The organism is Streptomyces sp. NPDC006476, from assembly GCF_040612015.1.
Lineage (GTDB): Bacteria > Actinomycetota > Actinomycetes > Streptomycetales > Streptomycetaceae > Streptomyces > Streptomyces griseorubiginosus_B.
In genome coordinates this window covers 133574-150263 of sequence record NZ_JBEXPK010000007.1, presented here as the reverse complement: position 1 = coordinate 150263, position 16690 = coordinate 133574, and the positions used below count along the sequence as shown (strand labels likewise).

General features: G+C 71.6%; 14 protein-coding genes and 1 pseudogene. 11 read left to right on the top strand and 4 right to left on the bottom strand.

The window, feature by feature from the left end:
• Position 1: 1 nt before the first annotated feature.
• The 3 genes and pseudogenes from ABZZ74_RS10305 to ABZZ74_RS10295 all read right to left on the bottom strand — a co-directional run bounded on the left by ABZZ74_RS10305 (position 2) and on the right by ABZZ74_RS10295 (position 1762).
• Complete coding sequence (locus tag ABZZ74_RS10305; RefSeq protein WP_356763118.1) at positions 2 to 742, bottom strand: class I SAM-dependent methyltransferase; 741 nt, start codon at positions 740 to 742, stop codon at positions 2 to 4.
• Between the two features lie 48 nt (positions 743 to 790).
• On the bottom strand, positions 791 to 922 hold the full coding sequence (locus tag ABZZ74_RS10300; protein ID WP_356763116.1) for a DUF397 domain-containing protein: 132 nt from the start codon (positions 920 to 922) through the stop codon (positions 791 to 793).
• A 34-nt stretch (positions 923 to 956) separates the two neighbouring features.
• A pseudogene (locus ABZZ74_RS10295) lies at positions 957 to 1762 on the bottom strand (helix-turn-helix transcriptional regulator).
• A 127-nt stretch (positions 1763 to 1889) separates the two neighbouring features.
• Here ABZZ74_RS10295 and ABZZ74_RS10290 point away from each other — a divergent pair.
• The 8 genes from ABZZ74_RS10290 to ABZZ74_RS10255 are packed head-to-tail and all read left to right on the top strand — an operon-like array spanning position 1890 to position 11941.
• The gene (locus tag ABZZ74_RS10290; RefSeq protein ID WP_356763114.1) at positions 1890 to 2684 is read left to right on the top strand and encodes a TIGR03084 family metal-binding protein; all 795 of its coding nucleotides are present in this window, start codon (positions 1890 to 1892) and stop codon (positions 2682 to 2684) included.
• Positions 2681 to 4360 (top strand): acyclic terpene utilization AtuA family protein, encoded by a 1680-nt coding sequence (locus tag ABZZ74_RS10285; RefSeq protein WP_356763112.1) that lies wholly within the window; start codon positions 2681 to 2683, stop codon positions 4358 to 4360. The genes ABZZ74_RS10290 and ABZZ74_RS10285 overlap by 4 nt, the downstream gene beginning before the upstream one ends.
• On the top strand, positions 4357 to 5955 hold the full coding sequence (locus ABZZ74_RS10280) for a carboxyl transferase domain-containing protein (RefSeq protein ID WP_356763110.1): 1599 nt from the start codon (positions 4357 to 4359) through the stop codon (positions 5953 to 5955). The genes ABZZ74_RS10285 and ABZZ74_RS10280 overlap by 4 nt, the downstream gene beginning before the upstream one ends.
• Before the next feature lie 17 nt (positions 5956 to 5972).
• Positions 5973 to 7820 carry a biotin carboxylase N-terminal domain-containing protein gene (locus tag ABZZ74_RS10275; RefSeq protein WP_356763108.1) on the top strand — a complete coding sequence of 616 codons (1848 nt, stop codon included), beginning with the start codon at positions 5973 to 5975 and terminating at the stop codon, positions 7818 to 7820.
• A gap of 5 nt (positions 7821 to 7825) precedes the next feature.
• Complete coding sequence (locus ABZZ74_RS10270; protein ID WP_356763106.1) at positions 7826 to 8971, top strand: acyl-CoA dehydrogenase; 1146 nt, start codon at positions 7826 to 7828, stop codon at positions 8969 to 8971.
• Between the two features lie 8 nt (positions 8972 to 8979).
• On the top strand, positions 8980 to 10557 hold the full coding sequence (locus ABZZ74_RS10265) for a 4-coumarate--CoA ligase family protein (protein WP_356763104.1): 1578 nt from the start codon (positions 8980 to 8982) through the stop codon (positions 10555 to 10557).
• Positions 10554 to 11288 (top strand): enoyl-CoA hydratase family protein, encoded by a 735-nt coding sequence (locus ABZZ74_RS10260; protein WP_356763102.1) that lies wholly within the window; start codon positions 10554 to 10556, stop codon positions 11286 to 11288. The genes ABZZ74_RS10265 and ABZZ74_RS10260 overlap by 4 nt, the downstream gene beginning before the upstream one ends.
• Complete coding sequence (locus tag ABZZ74_RS10255) at positions 11276 to 11941, top strand: TetR/AcrR family transcriptional regulator (protein ID WP_356763100.1); 666 nt, start codon at positions 11276 to 11278, stop codon at positions 11939 to 11941. Before ABZZ74_RS10260 ends, ABZZ74_RS10255 begins: the two co-directional genes overlap by 13 nt.
• A 15-nt stretch (positions 11942 to 11956) precedes the next feature.
• Here the strand turns inward: ABZZ74_RS10255 and pdxH are convergent, their stop codons facing one another.
• Positions 11957 to 12625: a pyridoxamine 5'-phosphate oxidase gene (pdxH, locus tag ABZZ74_RS10250; protein ID WP_356763098.1), complete on the bottom strand. Its 669-nt coding sequence runs from the start codon at positions 12623 to 12625 to the stop codon at positions 11957 to 11959.
• 267 nt (positions 12626 to 12892) lie between these two features.
• On the opposite strand from pdxH, the gene ABZZ74_RS10245 reads away from it, so the two are divergent.
• From ABZZ74_RS10245 to ABZZ74_RS10235, 3 genes are all read left to right on the top strand, one after another.
• On the top strand, positions 12893 to 13993 hold the full coding sequence (locus ABZZ74_RS10245) for a citrate synthase 2 (RefSeq protein WP_356763096.1): 1101 nt from the start codon (positions 12893 to 12895) through the stop codon (positions 13991 to 13993).
• A gap of 309 nt (positions 13994 to 14302) precedes the next feature.
• Positions 14303 to 15124 (top strand): GNAT family N-acetyltransferase, encoded by an 822-nt coding sequence (locus ABZZ74_RS10240; protein WP_356763094.1) that lies wholly within the window; start codon positions 14303 to 14305, stop codon positions 15122 to 15124.
• A 137-nt stretch (positions 15125 to 15261) separates the two neighbouring features.
• Positions 15262 to 16668 carry a PAS domain-containing protein gene (locus ABZZ74_RS10235; RefSeq protein WP_133045592.1) on the top strand — a complete coding sequence of 469 codons (1407 nt, stop codon included), beginning with the start codon at positions 15262 to 15264 and terminating at the stop codon, positions 16666 to 16668.
• Positions 16669 to 16690: the final 22 nt, after the last annotated feature.

Here is a 16690-nt window from a genome sequence, read left to right as displayed (position 1 = left end):
GTCAGCGGGCCTTCTCCCAGACCGACACATGCTGCCTGCTGTCGCTGGTGAAGGGTTCGCGGGTCCAGCCCTCCCAGCGGTCGCGCAGCCGCATCCCGGCCAGGCGGGCCATCAGGTCCAGCTCCGAGGGCCAGACGTAGCGGAAGGGGACGGCGAGGTAGGAGCCGTGGCCCTCCCCGTCGACCCGTACGTGGTGCGAGCTCATCGACTGGGTGGCGACGTCGTAGAGATCGAACCCGAGCCGTCCGTCCCCGACATGGAACGGCACGGCGTTCTGCCCGGGCGGCAGCCTGCGCAGATCGGGGATGCCGACCTCGACGACGAAACGGCCGCCGGGTTCGAGGTGCTCGGCGACGTTGCGGAAACAGTCGACCTGGGCGTCCTGAGAGGTCAGGTTCATGATCGTGTTGAAGACCAGGTACGCCAGCGAGAAGCTGCCCTCCACCCTGGCCGTCGCGAAGTCCCCGATGGTCACGCCGATCGCGTCACCCCCGGGCTTGGCCCGCAACCGCTGCACCATCGCCTGGGACATGTCGATGCCGTGCACCTCGACACCGCGCCGCGCGAGCGGCAGAGCGACCCGTCCCGTGCCGATGCCGAGTTCGAGCACGCGCCCCGTTCCGGCAAGCTCCGCCAGCAGGTCCACGGCCGGATCCAGCCGCGCCGCCGCGAACATCTCCGCCGACGACTCGTCGTACCCCGCCGCGACGGACTCCCCGAAGTAACCGTCCTCATCGATCACCGGGGGACGGTACTGCGGGGGCGGTGGATGGCGCGCGCGAATTTCGCTTCAGTCGCGAGGCCTGCCGGAGGTCCCGTGGACGAAGGCGGAGAAGGCGGCCGGGCTGAGGGTGAGGATCCCGGCGGAGGGGTTCTTGGAGTCGCGGACGGCTATGTGGGGGGTGAGGGCTGCCACTTCCACGCAGTCCCCTCCGGTGTCGCCGCTGTAGGAGGACTTACGCCAGATTGCGCCCGTTGGGTTCGGATTGGTTCGCATAACGTTCCTCCATCGCGCGGGCGATCAGGGCAGCCGAGTCCCTGGGGGAGAGAGCAGCGGCCTGAAGGTGATCGTAATGTGCCCCTGGACGAAGTCCTCGGTGTAGACGATCTCCGGGTCGTTCGCGAAGCGCAGGAGGTTGAACGAGCCCATCAGCCCCGTGTGCGCGCCTGCCTCGAACGGCAGCACCTGGATGTCCAGCCACTTGCGCTGCTGCATCGTCAGCAAATGCGCCAGTTGTTCCCGCATGACCTCCCGCCCACCGACTTCCTGATGCAGCACCGCCTCGCTCAACACCACCCACATCACCGGGGGTTCGTCGCGGTCCAGGATGCGCTGCCGGTCCAGCCTCGCTGCCACCTTGGCATCGAGGTCGCCGTCCTCGCGCACCCCGAGCAGTGCTCGCGCGTACGCCGGCGTCTGCAGCAGCCCGTAGACCACCTGGGCCTGGAACGCAGAGATGTACGCCGCCTTCGCCTCCATCTCCGCATACGGCTGAAACCAGCTCGGCAACTGACTCCGCAGTACCAGCCCCACCAACCTCGAAAACGTCCCGCCCGTCCCCAGCGCCGCATCCACCCGCTCCGAGAACTCCCGTTGCGGTACCTTCCCCGCCGTCTCGATCTGGCCGATCAACGACCCCGTACAGAACACGATCGACCCGAGTGACTTCTGCGTCAGTCCTGCCGCCTCCCGAACGCGGCGCAGCTCGTAGCCGTAGTAGTCCAAGGGTGACGCGCTGGGATCAAGTTCGCGGATATGCACGACCACCACCTCCCATCACGCAGAGTAGCCGAACGACTGCGCAGGGATCCGGGGGTTGTGGAAAACCGTCCGGCAAATTAATGCAAGCACGCTTGCTTGTTTCTGGGCCCCCTGCCATGCTCGCCCCATGGCCGACCCGACGCCCGTCATCGACGATCTGCGTGCGGAGAGCGAGGAACTCGACCGGCTCGTGGCCGAGTTGAGCCCGGAGCAATGGGCGCTCGCGACTCCCGCACCAGGTTGGACCATCGCCCACCAGATCGCCCACCTCGCCTGGACCGACCACTCCTCGGTGCTGGCGGTGACCGATCGGGAGGCTTTCTCCCGCGAGGTCGAGAAGGCACTGGCCGCACCCGGCGACTTCGTCGACAACGGCGCGGAGGAGGGAGCCGGGAAGCCGCCCGAGCGGCTGCTCGCCGACTGGCGGGCCGGGCGCGAGGCGCTGGAGGAGGCCCTGCGTGCCGCCCCCGAGGGCGCCCGTTTCCCCTGGTACGGCCCGCCCATGTCCACCGCCTCGATGGCCACCGCCCGCCTCATGGAGACCTGGGCCCACGGTATGGACGTGGCCGATGCCCTCGGCGTGAAGCGCACCCCCACCGACCGGCTCCGGCACATCGTCCGCCTCGGCGTCCGCACCCGCGACTTCGCCTTCGGTGTGCACGGGCTGCCCGTGCCGTTCGAGGAGTTCCGCGTGGAACTCACCGCGCCGTCAGGCGAGTTGTGGACCTTCGGCCCCGAGGACGGGGACGAGCGTGTCACCGGACCCGCCCTGGACTTCTGCCTCCTCGTCACCCAGCGCGCCCACCGCGCCGACCTCGCCCTCGAAGCCGTCGGCCCCGACGCCGACCGCTGGCTGAACATCGCCCAGGCCTTCGCCGGGCCTCCGGGTGCCGGGCGTCCGCAGAAGGGGGAGGGCGCATGACGGCGGTCCTGCGCATCGGCAACGCCTCCGGCTTCTACGGCGACCGTTTCGACGCCATGCGGGAGATGCTCACCGGCGGCGAGCTGGACGTGCTGACCGGGGACTATCTGGCCGAGCTGACCATGCTGATCCTCGGCCGGGACCGGCTGAAGGACCCCGGCGCCGGATACGCCCGTACCTTCCTGCGGCAGCTGGAGGAGTGTCTGGGGCTCGCCCGCGCGCGCGGGGTGAAGATCGTCTCCAATGCGGGCGGGCTCAATCCCGCCGGACTGGCTGATCGGGTACGGCAGTTGGCGGACCGGCTCGGCATCCCCGTGCGGGTCGCCCATGTCGAGGGCGACGATCTCACCGCCGCGCACCCGGGCAGCCTCGCCGCCCACGCCTACCTCGGCGGCTTCGGGATCGCCGCCTGTCTGCGGGAGGGCGCGGACGTCGTCGTCACCGGGCGCGTGACGGACGCCGCGCTGGTCACCGGGCCCGCCGCCGCCCACTTCGGATGGGGACCGGGGGAGTACGACCGGCTCGCGGGGGCCGTCGTCGCCGGGCATGTCCTGGAGTGCGGGACGCAGGCCACCGGCGGCAACTACGCCTTCTTCGCGGAGGGGGGCCGTGACGTCCGGAGGCCTGGGTTTCCGCTGGCGGAGATCCATGAGGACGGCAGCTCCGTCGTCACCAAGCATCCCGGTACCGGCGGTTTCGTCGACGTAGGGACCGTCACCGCACAGCTGCTGTACGAGACCGGGGGCGCCCGGTACGCGGGGCCGGACGTCACCGCCCGGCTGGACACCGTACGGCTCACCCAGGACGGACCGGACCGGGTGCGGATCGACGGGGTGCGGGGTGAGGCGCCGCCCCCGACCCTCAAGGTCGGCCTCAACCGGCTCGGCGGCTTCCGCAACGAGGTCGTCTTCGTCCTGACCGGCCTCGACATCGAGGCCAAGGCCGCGCTGGTGCGGGAGCAGATGGAGCCGGCGGTGAGCAAGGTCGCCGATGCGCGGTGGGAGTTGGCGCGTACCGACCGGTCCGACGCGTCCACCGAGGAGACGGCGAGCGCGCTGCTGCGGCTCGTGGTGCGGGACCCGGACCAGGAGGCGGTGGGGCGGGTGCTGAGCGGGGCCGCCGTCGAGCTGGCGCTGGCCAGCTACCCGGGATTCCATGTGCTGGCGCCACCGGGAAAGGGCGCGCCCTATGGGGTCTTCGAGGATGTGTACGCCCCCCATGGTGCCGTCGCCCATGTGGCCGTCCTCCACGACGGGCGCCGGGAGCCGGTGGCGCCGGCCCACGACACCCTCGTACTCGACGATCCACCGGCCGTGGAACTGCCGGAACCTCTTCCCGGCGGGCCCCTCCGCCGTGCTCCGCTCGGGCTCCTCGCCGGGGCGCGCAGTGGGGACAAGGGCGGGAACGCCAACGTGGGGGTGTGGGTGCGGACCGACGAGGCCTGGCGGTGGCTCGTCCATGAGCTGACGGTGGACCGCTTCCGGGAGCTGATCCCCGAAGCCGGCGAACTGCCCGTCTCCCGGCACGTCCTGCCGAATCTGCGTGCCCTGAACTTCGTGGTCGAGGGGATCCTCGGGGAGGGCGTCGCCGCCCAGCACCGCTTCGACCCGCAGGCCAAGGCGCTCGGCGAATGGCTGCGCTCCCGCCACCTGGACATCCCGGAGGTCCTGCTGTGACCGTCATCGAATCCGGCCTGGACATCGCCGGTCCGGACTACCGGGCCAACCGCGAGGCCATGCTGGCCAAGCTGGCCGACCTGACGGCCGAGCATGCGAAGGCGCTGGCGGGCGGCGGTGAGAAGTACGTCCAACGGCACCGCAAGCGGGGGAAGTTGCTGGCGCGTGAGCGGATCGAGCTGCTGCTCGACCCGGACTCGCCCTTCCTGGAGCTGTCGCCGCTGGCCGCCTGGGGCAGCGAGTACACCGTCGGTGCCTCGCTCGTCACCGGCATCGGGGTGGTGGAGGGCGTGGAGTGTCTGATCACCGCCAACGACCCGACCGTGCGCGGCGGTGCCAGCAATCCCTGGTCGCTGAAGAAGGCGCTGAGGGCCAACGACATCGCCTTCGCCAACCGTCTGCCCTGCATCAGCCTGGTGGAGTCGGGTGGCGCCGATCTGCCGTCACAGAAGGAGATCTTCATCCCCGGGGGCGCCATCTTCCGGGATCTGACGCGGCTTTCGGCGGCCGGGATCCCGACCGTCGCGGTCGTCTTCGGCAACTCGACGGCGGGGGGCGCGTACATCCCTGGCATGTCCGACCACGTGATCATGGTCAAGGAGCGTGCCAAGGTCTTCCTCGGCGGGCCGCCCCTGGTGAAGATGGCCACCGGTGAGGAGAGCGACGACGAGTCCCTCGGCGGCGCCGAGATGCACGCGCGCGTGTCGGGACTCGCGGACTACTTCGCCGTCGACGAACCCGACGCGCTGCGGCAGGCACGGCGGGTGGTCGCCCGTCTCAACCACCGCAAGGCGCACGCCGATCCGGGGCCGGCCGAGCCCCCCAAGTACTCCGCCGACGAGCTGCTGGGCATCGTCCCGGGGGACCTGAAGACCCCCTTCGACCCGCGCGAGGTCATCGCCCGGATCGTCGACGCCTCCGACTTCGACGAGTTCAAGCCGCTGTACGGGACGAGCCTGGCGACCGGGTGGGCGACCCTGCACGGCTATCCGGTCGGCATCCTGGCGAACGCCCAGGGGGTGCTCTTCAGCGAGGAGTCCCAGAAGGCGGCCCAGTTCATCCAGCTCGCCAACCAGAGCGACATCCCCCTGCTCTTCCTGCACAACACCACCGGCTACATGGTCGGCAAGGAGTACGAGCAGGGCGGGATCATCAAGCACGGCGCGATGATGATCAACGCGGTGAGCAACAGCCGGGTCCCGCATCTGTCGGTGCTGATGGGCGCCTCCTACGGCGCCGGGCACTACGGCATGTGCGGGCGGGCCTACGATCCCCGCTTCCTGTTCGCCTGGCCCAGCGCCAAGTCGGCCGTCATGGGCCCGCAGCAGCTCGCCGGTGTGCTGTCGATCGTCGCCCGGCAGTCGGCGGCCGCGAAGGGCCAGCCGTACGACGAGGACGGCGACGCCGCCCTGCGGGCCATGGTGGAGCAGCAGATCGAGTCCGAGTCGCTGCCGATGTTCCTGTCGGGGCGGCTGTACGACGACGGCGTCATCGACCCGCGCGACACCCGCACCGTCCTCGGCCTGTGTCTGTCGGCCATCCACACCGCGCCGTACGAGGGTGCGCGCGGCGGCTTCGGCGTCTTCCGGATGTGAGGGATCCAGTGACTTCCATGATCACTTCCGTGCTGGTCGCCAACCGGGGCGAGATCGCCTGCCGGATCTTCCGCACCTGCCGCGAGTCGGGCATCCGGACGGTCGCGGTGCACTCCGACGCCGACGAGAACGCGCTCCACGCGCGCGTGGCCGACACGGCGGTACGGCTGCCGGGCGCGGCGCCCGCGGAGACGTATCTGCGCGGCGACCTGATCGTGAAGGCGGCGATCGCCGCGGGCGCGGACGCCGTGCACCCCGGTTACGGCTTCCTTAGCGAGAACGCCGACTTCGCGCGGGCGGTCCTCGACGCCGGCCTGGTCTGGATCGGGCCGTCCCCGTCCGCCATCGAGGCCATGGCGTCCAAGACCCGCGCCAAGGAGCTGATGGGGCTCGCGCCCCTGACGGACGTGACCGAGGCCGACCTGCCGGTGCTGGTGAAGGCGGCGGCGGGCGGCGGGGGGCGCGGGATGCGGGTCGTGCGCCGCCTTGAGGAGCTGGGCGCCGCGCTGGAGGGCGCGCGCGCCGAAGCCGCGAGCGCCTTCGGGGACGGCGAGGTGTTCGTCGAGCCGTACGTCGAGAACGGCCGGCATGTCGAGGTGCAGGTGCTCGCCGACGCGCACGGCACCGTGTGGGCGCTGGGTACGCGCGACTGCTCCCTCCAGCGGCGCCACCAGAAGGTGATCGAGGAGGCGCCCGCGCCCGGGCTCTCCGAGGGGCTCGAAGACGAGTTGCGCGCGCTGTCCGTGCGCGCCGCGCACGCCGTCTCGTACGTCGGCGCAGGCACGGTGGAGTTCCTCGTCGCCGACGGCAAGGCGCACTTCCTGGAGATGAACACCCGCCTCCAGGTGGAACACCCGGTCACCGAGGCCGTGTTCGGCATCGACCTGGTGGCGCTGCAACTCCGGGTCGCCGAGGGACACGCCCTCGACGGCGACCCGCCACGCGCGCGTGGCCACGCCGTCGAGGCCCGCCTCTACGCCGAGGACCCGGCGCGCGACTGGTCCCCGCAGACCGGCACCCTGCACCGCCTCACCGTCCCCGGCATCCGCCTGGACACGGGCTACGAAGACGGCGACACCATCGGCGTCCACTACGACGCGATGCTCGCGAAGGCCGTCGCCCACGCCCCCACGCGCGCGGAGGCGGTCCGCCGACTCGCCGGCGCCCTGGAACGCGCCACGATCCACGGCCCCACCACCAACCGCGACCTGCTGATCCGCTCCCTGCGCCACGAGGAGTTCACCGCGGCCCGCATGAACACCGGCTTCTACGACCGCCACCTGGCCGCCCTCACCGAACCGGCCCCCGACCCGCACGCCCCCCTGGCCGCCGCCCTAGCCGACGCCCGCTCCAACGGCTCCCGCTTCGGCGGCTGGCGCAATGTCCCCTCCCAGCCGCAGGTCAAGCGCTACGCGGCGGGGGACGAGGAGCACGAGGTCCACTACCGGCACACGCGCGCGGGCGGCCTAGAGGCGGACGGGGTCCGGGTCGTGCACGCCGCTCCCGACCTCGTCGTCCTCGAAGTGGACGGCGTACAGCGCAGGTTCGCGGTGTCGAGGTACGGCGACGAGGTGTACGTGAACGCCACGGCGCTCAGGGCCCTGCCCCGCTTCCCGGACCCCGCCGCCCAGCACGCCCCCGGCTCCCTCCTGGCCCCCATGCCGGGAACGGTCGTGAAGGTGGCCGAGGGACTGGCCGTGGGGGCCGCCGTACGGGCCGGAGAGGCCCTTCTGTGGCTGGAGGCGATGAAGATGCAGCACAAGATCGCGGCACCCGTCACGGGAAGGCTCAGCGCCCTCCATGTGACCACTGGCCGGCAGGTGGAGGTCGGCGCGCTGCTGGCCGTCGTGGAGGAGGAGCAGTGAGCGTCATGATCGAGACCGAGGAACACAAGGCCCTACGAGCCGCCGTCGCCGCCCTCGGCAAGCGCCACGGGCGGGACTACGTCCGCGAGGACCTCTGGTCCGAGGCGGCCAAACTCGGCTACCTGGGCGTCAACCTGCCCGAGGAGTACGGCGGCGGAGGCGGCGGGATCGCCGAACTCTCCATCGTCCTCGAAGAACTCGGCGCCGCCGGCTGCCCGTTGCTGATGATGGTCGTCTCCCCGGCGATCTGCGGCACGGTGATCGCCCGCTTCGGCACGGACGCCCAGAAACGCGCCTGGCTCCCCGCCCTCGCCGACGGCACCCGCACCATGGCCTTCGGCATCACCGAACCCGACGCCGGCTCCAACTCCCACCGCATCACCACCACCGCCCGCCGCGACCCCGACACCGGCGACTGGCTGCTCACCGGCCGCAAGGTCTTCATCTCCGGCGTCGACATAGCCGACGCGACCCTCATCGTCGGCCGCACCGAGACCGTGTCCACCGAAGAGGGCCGCACCAGCCGCGTCAAGCCCTGCCTCTTCATCATCCCGCGCGACGCCGAAGGCTTCACCCGACGCCAGATCGACATGGAACTCCAGGCCGCTGAGAAGCAGTTCGAACTGGTCCTGGACGACGTACGGCTGCCCGCCGACGCCCTGGTCGGCGACGAGGACGCCGGTCTCCTGCAGCTGTTCGCCGGCCTCAACCCCGAGCGGATCATGACGGCCGCCTTCGCGATCGGCATGGGCCGTTACGCCCTCGGGCGCGCCGTCGAGTACGCGCGCGACCGCGCCGTCTGGAACACCCCCATCGGCGCCCACCAGGCGATCGCCCACCCCCTCGCCCAGGCCCACATCGACCTCGAACTCGCCCGCCTGATGATGCAGAAAGCAGCCCACCTCTACGACGCCGGGGACGACGTCGGCGCGGGCGAGGCGGCGAACATGGCGAAGTACGCGGCGGGGGAGGCCTGCGTGCGGGCGGTCGACCAGGCCGTGCACACCCTCGGCGGCAACGGCCTCACCCGGGAATTCGGGCTCGCCTCGCTGATAACCGCCTCGCGTGTGGCGCGTATTGCTCCGGTGAGCCGGGAGATGATTCTCAACTACGTCTCCCACCAGACCCTGGGCCTGCCCAAGTCGTACTAGGAGGAACCGTGTTCCGAAGCGAGTACGCCGATGTGGTGGCCGTCGACCTGCCCATCCACGAAGCGGTGCTGGGCCGGGCCGCTGAGTACGGTGACGCTCCCGCCCTGATCGACGGGACCGACGGCACCACCCTCACGTACGAACAACTCGACCGCTTCCACCGTCGCGTCGCGGCCGGACTCGCCGAGGCCGGCGTCCGCAAGGGCGACGTACTCGCCCTGCACAGCCCCAACACCATCGCCTTCCCGACCGCCTTCTACGCCGCCACGCGCGCGGGTGCCTCCGTCACCACCGTGCACCCGCTCGCCACGCCCGAGGAGTTCGCCAAGCAGCTCAAGGACTCGGCGGCCCGCTGGATCGTCACCGTCTCGCCGCTGCTTGAGGCCGCGCGCCGGGCGGCCGAACTCGCGGGCGGAGTACGGGAGATCTTCGTCTGCGACAGCGCGCCCGGCCACCGCTCCCTCATCGACATGCTGGGCTCCGCCGCCCCCGAACCGGCCGTCGACATCGACCCCGCCGAGGACGTCGCCGCGCTGCCGTACTCCTCCGGGACGACCGGCACCCCCAAGGGCGTGATGCTCACCCACCGGCAGATCGCCACCAACCTCGCCCAGCTCGAGTCCGTCATGCCGGCCGGACCCGGCGAGCGCATCCTCGCCGTCCTGCCGTTCTTCCACATCTACGGCCTGACCGCCCTCATGAACGCGCCCCTGCGGCTCGGCGCCACCGTCGTCGTCCTGCCCCGCTTCGACCTCGACATCTTCCTCGCCGCCATCCAGAACCACCGCATCACCGGCCTGTACGTCGCCCCGCCGATCGTCCTCGCCCTCGCCAAACACCCCGCGGTCGAGCAGTACGACCTGTCGTCGTTGAAGTACATCCTCAGCGCCGCCGCCCCCCTGGACGCCCAGCTCGCCGCCGCCTGCTCCCGGCGGCTCGGCCTGCCGCCCGTCGGCCAGGCGTACGGCATGACGGAACTGTCCCCCGGCACCCATGTCGTCCCCCGCGAGGCCATGCCGGACGCCCCGCCCGGCACCGTCGGCAAGCTCATCGCCGGCACCGAGATGCGGATCGTCTCCCTCGACGACCCCGACAAGGACCTCGGCGTCGGCGAGTCCGGCGAGATCCTCATCCGCGGCCCCCAGGTCATGAAGGGCTACCTGGGCCGCCCCGACGCCACCGCCGCCATGATCGACACCGACGGCTGGCTGCACACCGGCGACGTCGGCCATGTGGACGCCGACGGCTGGCTGTTCGTCGTGGACCGGGTCAAGGAACTCATCAAATACAAGGGCTTCCAGGTGGCCCCCGCCGAACTCGAGGCCCTGCTGCTCACCCACCCCGGCATCGCCGACGCCGCCGTCATCGGCGTCTACAACGACGACAACAACGAGGTCCCGCACGCCTTCGTGGTCCGCCAGCCCACCGCCACCGACCTCTCCGAGGGCGAGGTGATGATGTACGTCGCCGAACGCGTCGCCCCCTACAAGCGCGTCCGCCAGGTCACCTTCATCGACGGCGTCCCCCGGGCCGCCAGCGGCAAGATCCTCCGCCGACAGCTGCGGGAACCCAGGGAGCGCGCATGACGTTGGTCGGACGTACCCGCGCTCGGGGCGTCGAGACCCTCAGCCTCGACTCCACCGCCAACCGCAACGCGCTCTCCGCCGCCCTGGTCGGCGAACTCGCCGGCGCGCTCACCGACTGCGCCAAGGACAGCGACGTCCGCGCGGTCGTCCTCACCCACACCGGCAACACCTTCTGCGCGGGCGCCGACCTGCGCGACCCGCCGCCCCCGGACGCCCTCGTCGGGCTGCTGCGGCAGATCGTCGAACTGCACAGACCGGTCGTCGCCCGGGTCACCGGACACGTCCGCGCCGGCGGCCTCGGACTGCTGGCCGCCTGCGACATCGCGGCCGCCTCCACCGACTCCACGTTCGCCTTCACCGAGGTCCGCATCGGCGTGGCCCCCGCCGTCATCTCACTGCCGATCCTGCCCCGCACCGACCCGCGCGCCATCGCCCGCTACTACCTCACCGGCGAACGCCTCGACGCCGCCGAGGCCGCCCGCATCGGCCTGCTCACGGCCGCCGGGGACGACGTGGACGCCGTACTCGAACCCGTCCTCGACGGCCTGCGCCGGGCCGCGCCCCAAGGACTGGCCGAGACGAAGGCACTGCTCACGGCCAGGGTCCTGGAGGCCTTCGACCGGGACGCGGCCGACCTCACCGCGCTCTCCGCCCGGCTCTTCGCCTCCCCGCAGGCCCGCGAGGGAATGACGGCCTTTCTGGAACGACGGGATCCCCAATGGGTGCTGTGACCACCGACCAGCGCGAGGAACGAGCCGAGCGCGTGCCCAAGCAGGACCGCAGCCGGGCCACCCGGCAACGGCTCCTGGAAGCCGCCGTGGCCTGCCTCGCCGAACACGGCTGGGCCGGATCCACGGTCACCGTCGTCGCCGAACGCGCCGGCGTCTCCCGGGGCGCCGCCCAGCACCACTTCCCCACCCGCGAGGACCTGTTCACGGCGGCCGTGGAGTACGTCGCCGAGGAACGCTCCACCGCCCTGCGCGCCCTGTTCCCCCAGGGCGCCGCGGACCGCCGCGTCGTCGTGGCCGCCCTCGTCGACCTCTACACCGGCCCCCTCTTCCGCGCCGCCCTCCACCTCTGGGTCGCCGCCTCCAACGAGGACCAACTCCGCCCCCGGGTCACCGAGTTGGAATCCCACGTCGGCCGCGAGACCCACCGCATCGCGATCGAGCTCCTGAACGCCGACGAATCCCGCCCCGGCGTCCGCGAAACCGTCCAGGGCCTGTTGGACATGGCCCGCGGCCTCGGCCTCGCCAACCTCCTGACGGACGACACCGGGCGGCGGGAGCGGGTGGTGGGGCAGTGGGCGGAGATCCTGGACCGGGTCCTCGGGGACGCGGCTGACGGCGGCCGAGCCACCGGGGACGGAGCCGCCAGGGGCTGAGCGCGGGCCGGGTCGCTAGGGGCTGAGCCGTTCCACGCGCCAGCTTCCGTCCGGCTCCGCCACGTAGCGCAGTCGGTCGTGCAGGCGGTTCTCGCGGCCCTGCCAGAACTCCACCGTCTCCGGGGCCACCCGGAAGCCGCCCCAGTTCGGCGGCACCGGCACCTGTTCGCCCTCCGGGTAGCGGGCCGCGAGTTCGGCGTAGGAGGCGTCGAGTTCGGCGCGGGAGGGGATCACGCTGGACTGGGCACTGGACCAGGCGCCGAGCTGGGAGCCGTGCGGGCGGCTGCGGAAGTAGGCGGCGGTCTCGTCGCGGCCGGTGCGGCGGGCGACGCCGCTGACGATGACCTGGCGGGCCATGGGGTGCCAGGGGAAGAGCAGCGAGACGTACGGGTTCTCGGCGAGGTCGCGGCCCTTGCGGGAGTCGTAGTTGGTGTAGAAGACGAAGCCCTGCTCGTCGAACCCTTTCAGCAGCACGGTCCGCGAGCTGGGGCGGCCCTGGGCGTTCGCCGTGGAGACGATCATGGCGTTCGGCTCGAAGAGATGAGCCTCGGTCGCGGCCTGCGCGAACCAGTGCGCGAACTGTTCCACGGGCGTGGCGGCCAGCTCGGACTCGGCGAGGCCCTCGGCCCGGTACTGCTTGCGCATCGCGGCGGGATCGAGGGGGACGGCGTCTCGGTCGGTCACGCGGTCATCTTGCCGTACGCATGAGTGCCGCGACGAAGCGCCTCCAAGGCCGGAAGCGGCACCTACGCGCCCCAGCAACGTGGCACTGAGTGCCGCGAACCCTCCCCAAAAGTGGCACTCGGAGATATCGTGCTGATGCCGTTCCGGTTGAACGACCAACCGCGCGGGGCATCACCAGGGTGGCCGCCAGGACCGCGAGTCGCACGAGCCGACCGGGGATCCGACGGGCCGGGCCGCCAGAGCCGCACACACACGAGGAGCCGCCTGATGTCCGACTTCGTACCCGGACTCGAGGGAGTCGTCGCGTTCGAGACGGAGATCGCCGAACCGGACAAGGAGGGCGGCGCCCTGCGGTACCGGGGCGTCGACATCGAGGACCTGGTCGGTCACGTCTCGTTCGGCAATGTCTGGGGGCTGCTGGTCGACGGCGCCTACAATCCCGGTCTGCCGCCCGCCGAGCCGTTCCCGATCCCCGTGCACTCCGGTGACATCCGGGTGGACGTCCAGTCGGCGCTGGCCATGCTGGCGCCCGTGTGGGGCCTCAAACCCCTGCTCGACATCGACGCCGAGGACGCCCGCGAGGACCTGGCCCGGGCCGCCGTCATGGCGTTGTCGTACGTCGCCCAGTCGGCGCGCGGCCAGGGCCTGCCGATGGTGCCGCAGCGGGAGATCGACAAGGCGCAGTCCATCACCGAGCGGTTCATGATCCGCTGGCGGGGCGAGCCGGACCCGAAGCACGTCGCCGCCGTCGACGCCTACTGGACGTCCGCCGCCGAGCACGGCATGAACGCGTCCACCTTCACGGCCCGGGTGATCGCCTCCACCGGCGCCGACGTCGCGGCGGCGCTCTCGGGCGCCGTGGGGGCCATGTCGGGCCCGCTGCACGGTGGTGCGCCGTCCCGGGTGCTGCACATGATCGAGGAGATCGAGCGGACCGGGGACGCGGAGGCGTACGTCCGGCAGGCCCTCGACAACGGCGAGCGGCTCATGGGCTTCGGGCACCGCGTGTACCGCGCCGAGGACCCCCGCGCGCGCGTGCTGCGCCGTACCGCCCGCGAACTGGGCGCGCCGCGCTTCGAGATCGCCGAGGCCCTTGAGAAGGCGGCCCTCGCCGAGCTCCACGCCCGTCGGCCGGACCGGGTGCTGGCGACCAACGTCGAGTTCTGGGCGGCGATCGTCCTGGACTTCGCCGAGGTCCCGGCGCACATGTTCACGTCGATGTTCACGTGCGCGCGTACGGCGGGCTGGTCGGCGCACATCCTGGAGCAGAAGCGGACGGGCCGGCTGGTGCGGCCGTCGGCGCGGTACGTGGGCCCGGCGGCCCGCGGCCCGCGCGAGATCGAGGGCTACGACAGCATCGCCCACTGAAACGCAGACGACCCGCGAGCTCTGGTCCCTCCGCCTCAGCGAAGGAGCCGGCCGGACGTACCGGCGAGCTCGCGGGTCGGGTGACTGCTTGGGATTGGGCCGGCTGCACGTTTCGCTCACGTGCTGGTCCGGCACCGCACTCGGTGTGGTGGCGAGCCGCTAGCCCGCAGTCACCTCACGCGTCCGGTATTCACACATCTGCCGAACCACCTCCCTTCTCGTGTGCTCCACACCCTAAGAACGGCTCGGCTCTGGATCAACCGTTTTTTTCGGAAGAGGATCCAGGGCGGCTCGCATAGCGTTCCGCGCATGACACAGCGACGCGCGATTCTCAGTGGTTCGGTGTTCGAGGAGCGGATCGGGTATGCGCGGGCCGTGGTGGACGGGGACTGGGTGCATGTGTCCGGGACCACCGGGTTCGACTATGCCGCTATGACGATCTCCGAGGACGTCGTCGAGCAGGCCGAGCAGTGTCTGCGCAATATCGGGGACGCGCTGGGGCGGGCCGGGTGTGGGTTCGAGGATGTCGTTCGGGTGCGTTATCTGTTGCCGGAGCGGGAGGACTTCGAGCCGTGCTGGCCCGTGCTGCGCCGGGTCTTCGGGGAGGTGCGGCCGGCGGCGACGATGATGGTGTGCGGGCTGGCCGACCCCCGGATGCGGATCGAGGTCGAGGTGTACGCGCGGCGACGGGTCCTGCGGATCGAGGCCGTGCACGGGGAGGACATGCTGGAGGAGTGGCGGTACGTGCACAACGCCGTCGTGCCGTCCGCCGCCATGTCCCGGGACGATGCGCGGGGGCGGCTCGGGCGTTATCGGATGGAGAACGCGTATCTCGGGGACGTGCTCGTGGGGTGTTCCACCGTGCGGCCGCCGGAGGGGGAGGGCGCGGTCGCGACCGTCATCGCGCGCGTGCTGCCCGAGTACCGGGGGCGCGGCTTCGGGACCGCGCTGTACGAGAGGGGGCTCACGCACGCGCGTGTACTGGGGGCGAAGGGCGTGGAGACGTGTGTGCTGGCGGCCAACGAGGACGGGCTGCGGTTCGCCGAGAAGCGCGGGTTCGTCGAGGTGGAGCGGTATGTGCTCGACGGGGAGAGCGATCTCTGGGTTGATCTTCGGCTGGGTCAGGGGTGATCGTGGAGGGGAGCGGCCGGCAACGATTCTCTCAATCTTGGGGAACTCGGTGTGTGCTGCGTCACGTTCCAGTTAGATGATTGCGAGTGAGCGAACCGACGCGCCGTACCTGCGGACGCAGCTGGCAGGGGGTCCAGGTGAGTGCTTCCCGGCGTAGTGGGACCACCGATGAGCTCGGGCCGGACGAGCCCGAGCGGGCCGGCCCCGTGGGCCCGGACGGCTCGGATCTGCTCGCCGCGCTGCTCGACGGGATGGACGCGGCGCTGTGCGCCTTCGACGCGGACGGGGTCGTCACCCACTGGAACCGCGAGGCCGAGCGGATTCTGGGCTGGACCGCGGCCGAGGCGGTGGGCCGGCACGGATTCGCGGGCTGGGCCGTGCGGGAGGCCGACGCCGAGGAGGTCGAGGGGCGGCTGATGTCCGCCATGCAGGCTCCAGGGCGGCAGGTGCACGAGTTCGCGTTGCTCACCAAGGACGGCGGGCGGGTGCTCGTACGGACCCAGTCCGCCGCCGTGCGAGGGCCGGACGGGAAGCCCGCGGGGGTGTACTGCGCCTTCAGCGAGGTGCACACGCAGATTGATCTGGAGCGGTCGATCGCGCTGAGCGAGGCACTGTTCGAGGACGCCAGCTGGGGTGTCGTGCTCGTCGACGCGGATCTGCGGCCGGCGGTGGTCAACGCCCATGCCGCGCGGGCGCTGGGCATCGGGCGTACGTCCGCTCTGGGGCGGCCGCTGGGGGAGCTGCTCGCGCAGGGCGTCGAGGAGCTGGAGAGCGCGTTCACGCACGTCCTGGCGGAGGGTGCGCCGCCCGCGCCCGCCGAGATCTGGGTGAGCGTGCGCACGGCGGAGGGTGAGCAGCGGCGGTGCTGGCGGTGCGGGTTCGTACGGCTGGCCTCACCGCTCGCTGAGGAGCCGGTGCCGCTCGGGGTGGGGTGGCTCTTCCAGGACGTGACCGAGGGCAAGCAGGGCGAGCAGGAGGCGGCGCTGCTGCGGTTCAGGTCCATCCAGTTGCACCGGGCGGCGCGGGCGGCCGCCGAGTGCGAGGATCCGCGGGAGGCGGCGACGGTCCATCTGGACTTCGCGCTCGCCGGGTTCGCCGATCACGCGCTGATCGACCGGGTGGCCGGGGGCGCGGTGGCCGACGCGGCGGCGGAGGGACCGGTCCGGCTGGTACGGGTCGCCGCCACGCCGTCCGGTGGGCCGGGGCCGAGTCTGCTCACCGGGAAGGCGGGGCTGCCCGTGCGGTACGGGCAGGGGCATCCGGCGTTGCAGTGCGTGGAGCGGGCGGGGTCGGTGCGGGCGAGCGTGGGAGCGGCCGGCGGTGAGCAGGCGCGGGAGTGGGCCGTGGCCCGGCAGTGGCCCGCCGATGTGGTGCACGCGTTGTGCGCGGTGTTGCGCAGTCGGGGGCGGACGTTGGGAGTGGTGACGTTTCTGCGGGGGAGCGGGCGGAGCCAGTTCGAGCGGGCCGACGCCGTGTACGCGGAGGACGTGGCCGTCCGGATCGCCGCCGCGCTGGACCTGGCGGGGGTCGTGGACGCGGGCTAGGCAAATCTGTCCGAGGCCGGCG

Excerpts from the sequence above, each read along its gene's own strand:
- ABZZ74_RS10290 (WP_356763114.1), top strand. The coding sequence starts at position 1,890 with ATGGCCGACCCGACGCCCGTCATCGACGATCTGCGTGCGGAGAGCGAG.
- ABZZ74_RS10285 (WP_356763112.1), top strand. The coding sequence starts at position 2,681 with ATGACGGCGGTCCTGCGCATCGGCAACGCCTCCGGCTTCTACGGCGAC.
- ABZZ74_RS10275 (WP_356763108.1), top strand. The coding sequence starts at position 5,973 with ATGATCACTTCCGTGCTGGTCGCCAACCGGGGCGAGATCGCCTGCCGG.
- ABZZ74_RS10270 (WP_356763106.1), top strand. The coding sequence starts at position 7,826 with ATGATCGAGACCGAGGAACACAAGGCCCTACGAGCCGCCGTCGCCGCC.
- ABZZ74_RS10260 (WP_356763102.1), top strand. The coding sequence starts at position 10,554 with ATGACGTTGGTCGGACGTACCCGCGCTCGGGGCGTCGAGACCCTCAGC.
- ABZZ74_RS10255 (WP_356763100.1), top strand. The coding sequence starts at position 11,276 with ATGGGTGCTGTGACCACCGACCAGCGCGAGGAACGAGCCGAGCGCGTG.
- ABZZ74_RS10245 (WP_356763096.1), top strand. The coding sequence starts at position 12,893 with ATGTCCGACTTCGTACCCGGACTCGAGGGAGTCGTCGCGTTCGAGACG.
- ABZZ74_RS10240 (WP_356763094.1), top strand. The coding sequence starts at position 14,303 with ATGACACAGCGACGCGCGATTCTCAGTGGTTCGGTGTTCGAGGAGCGG.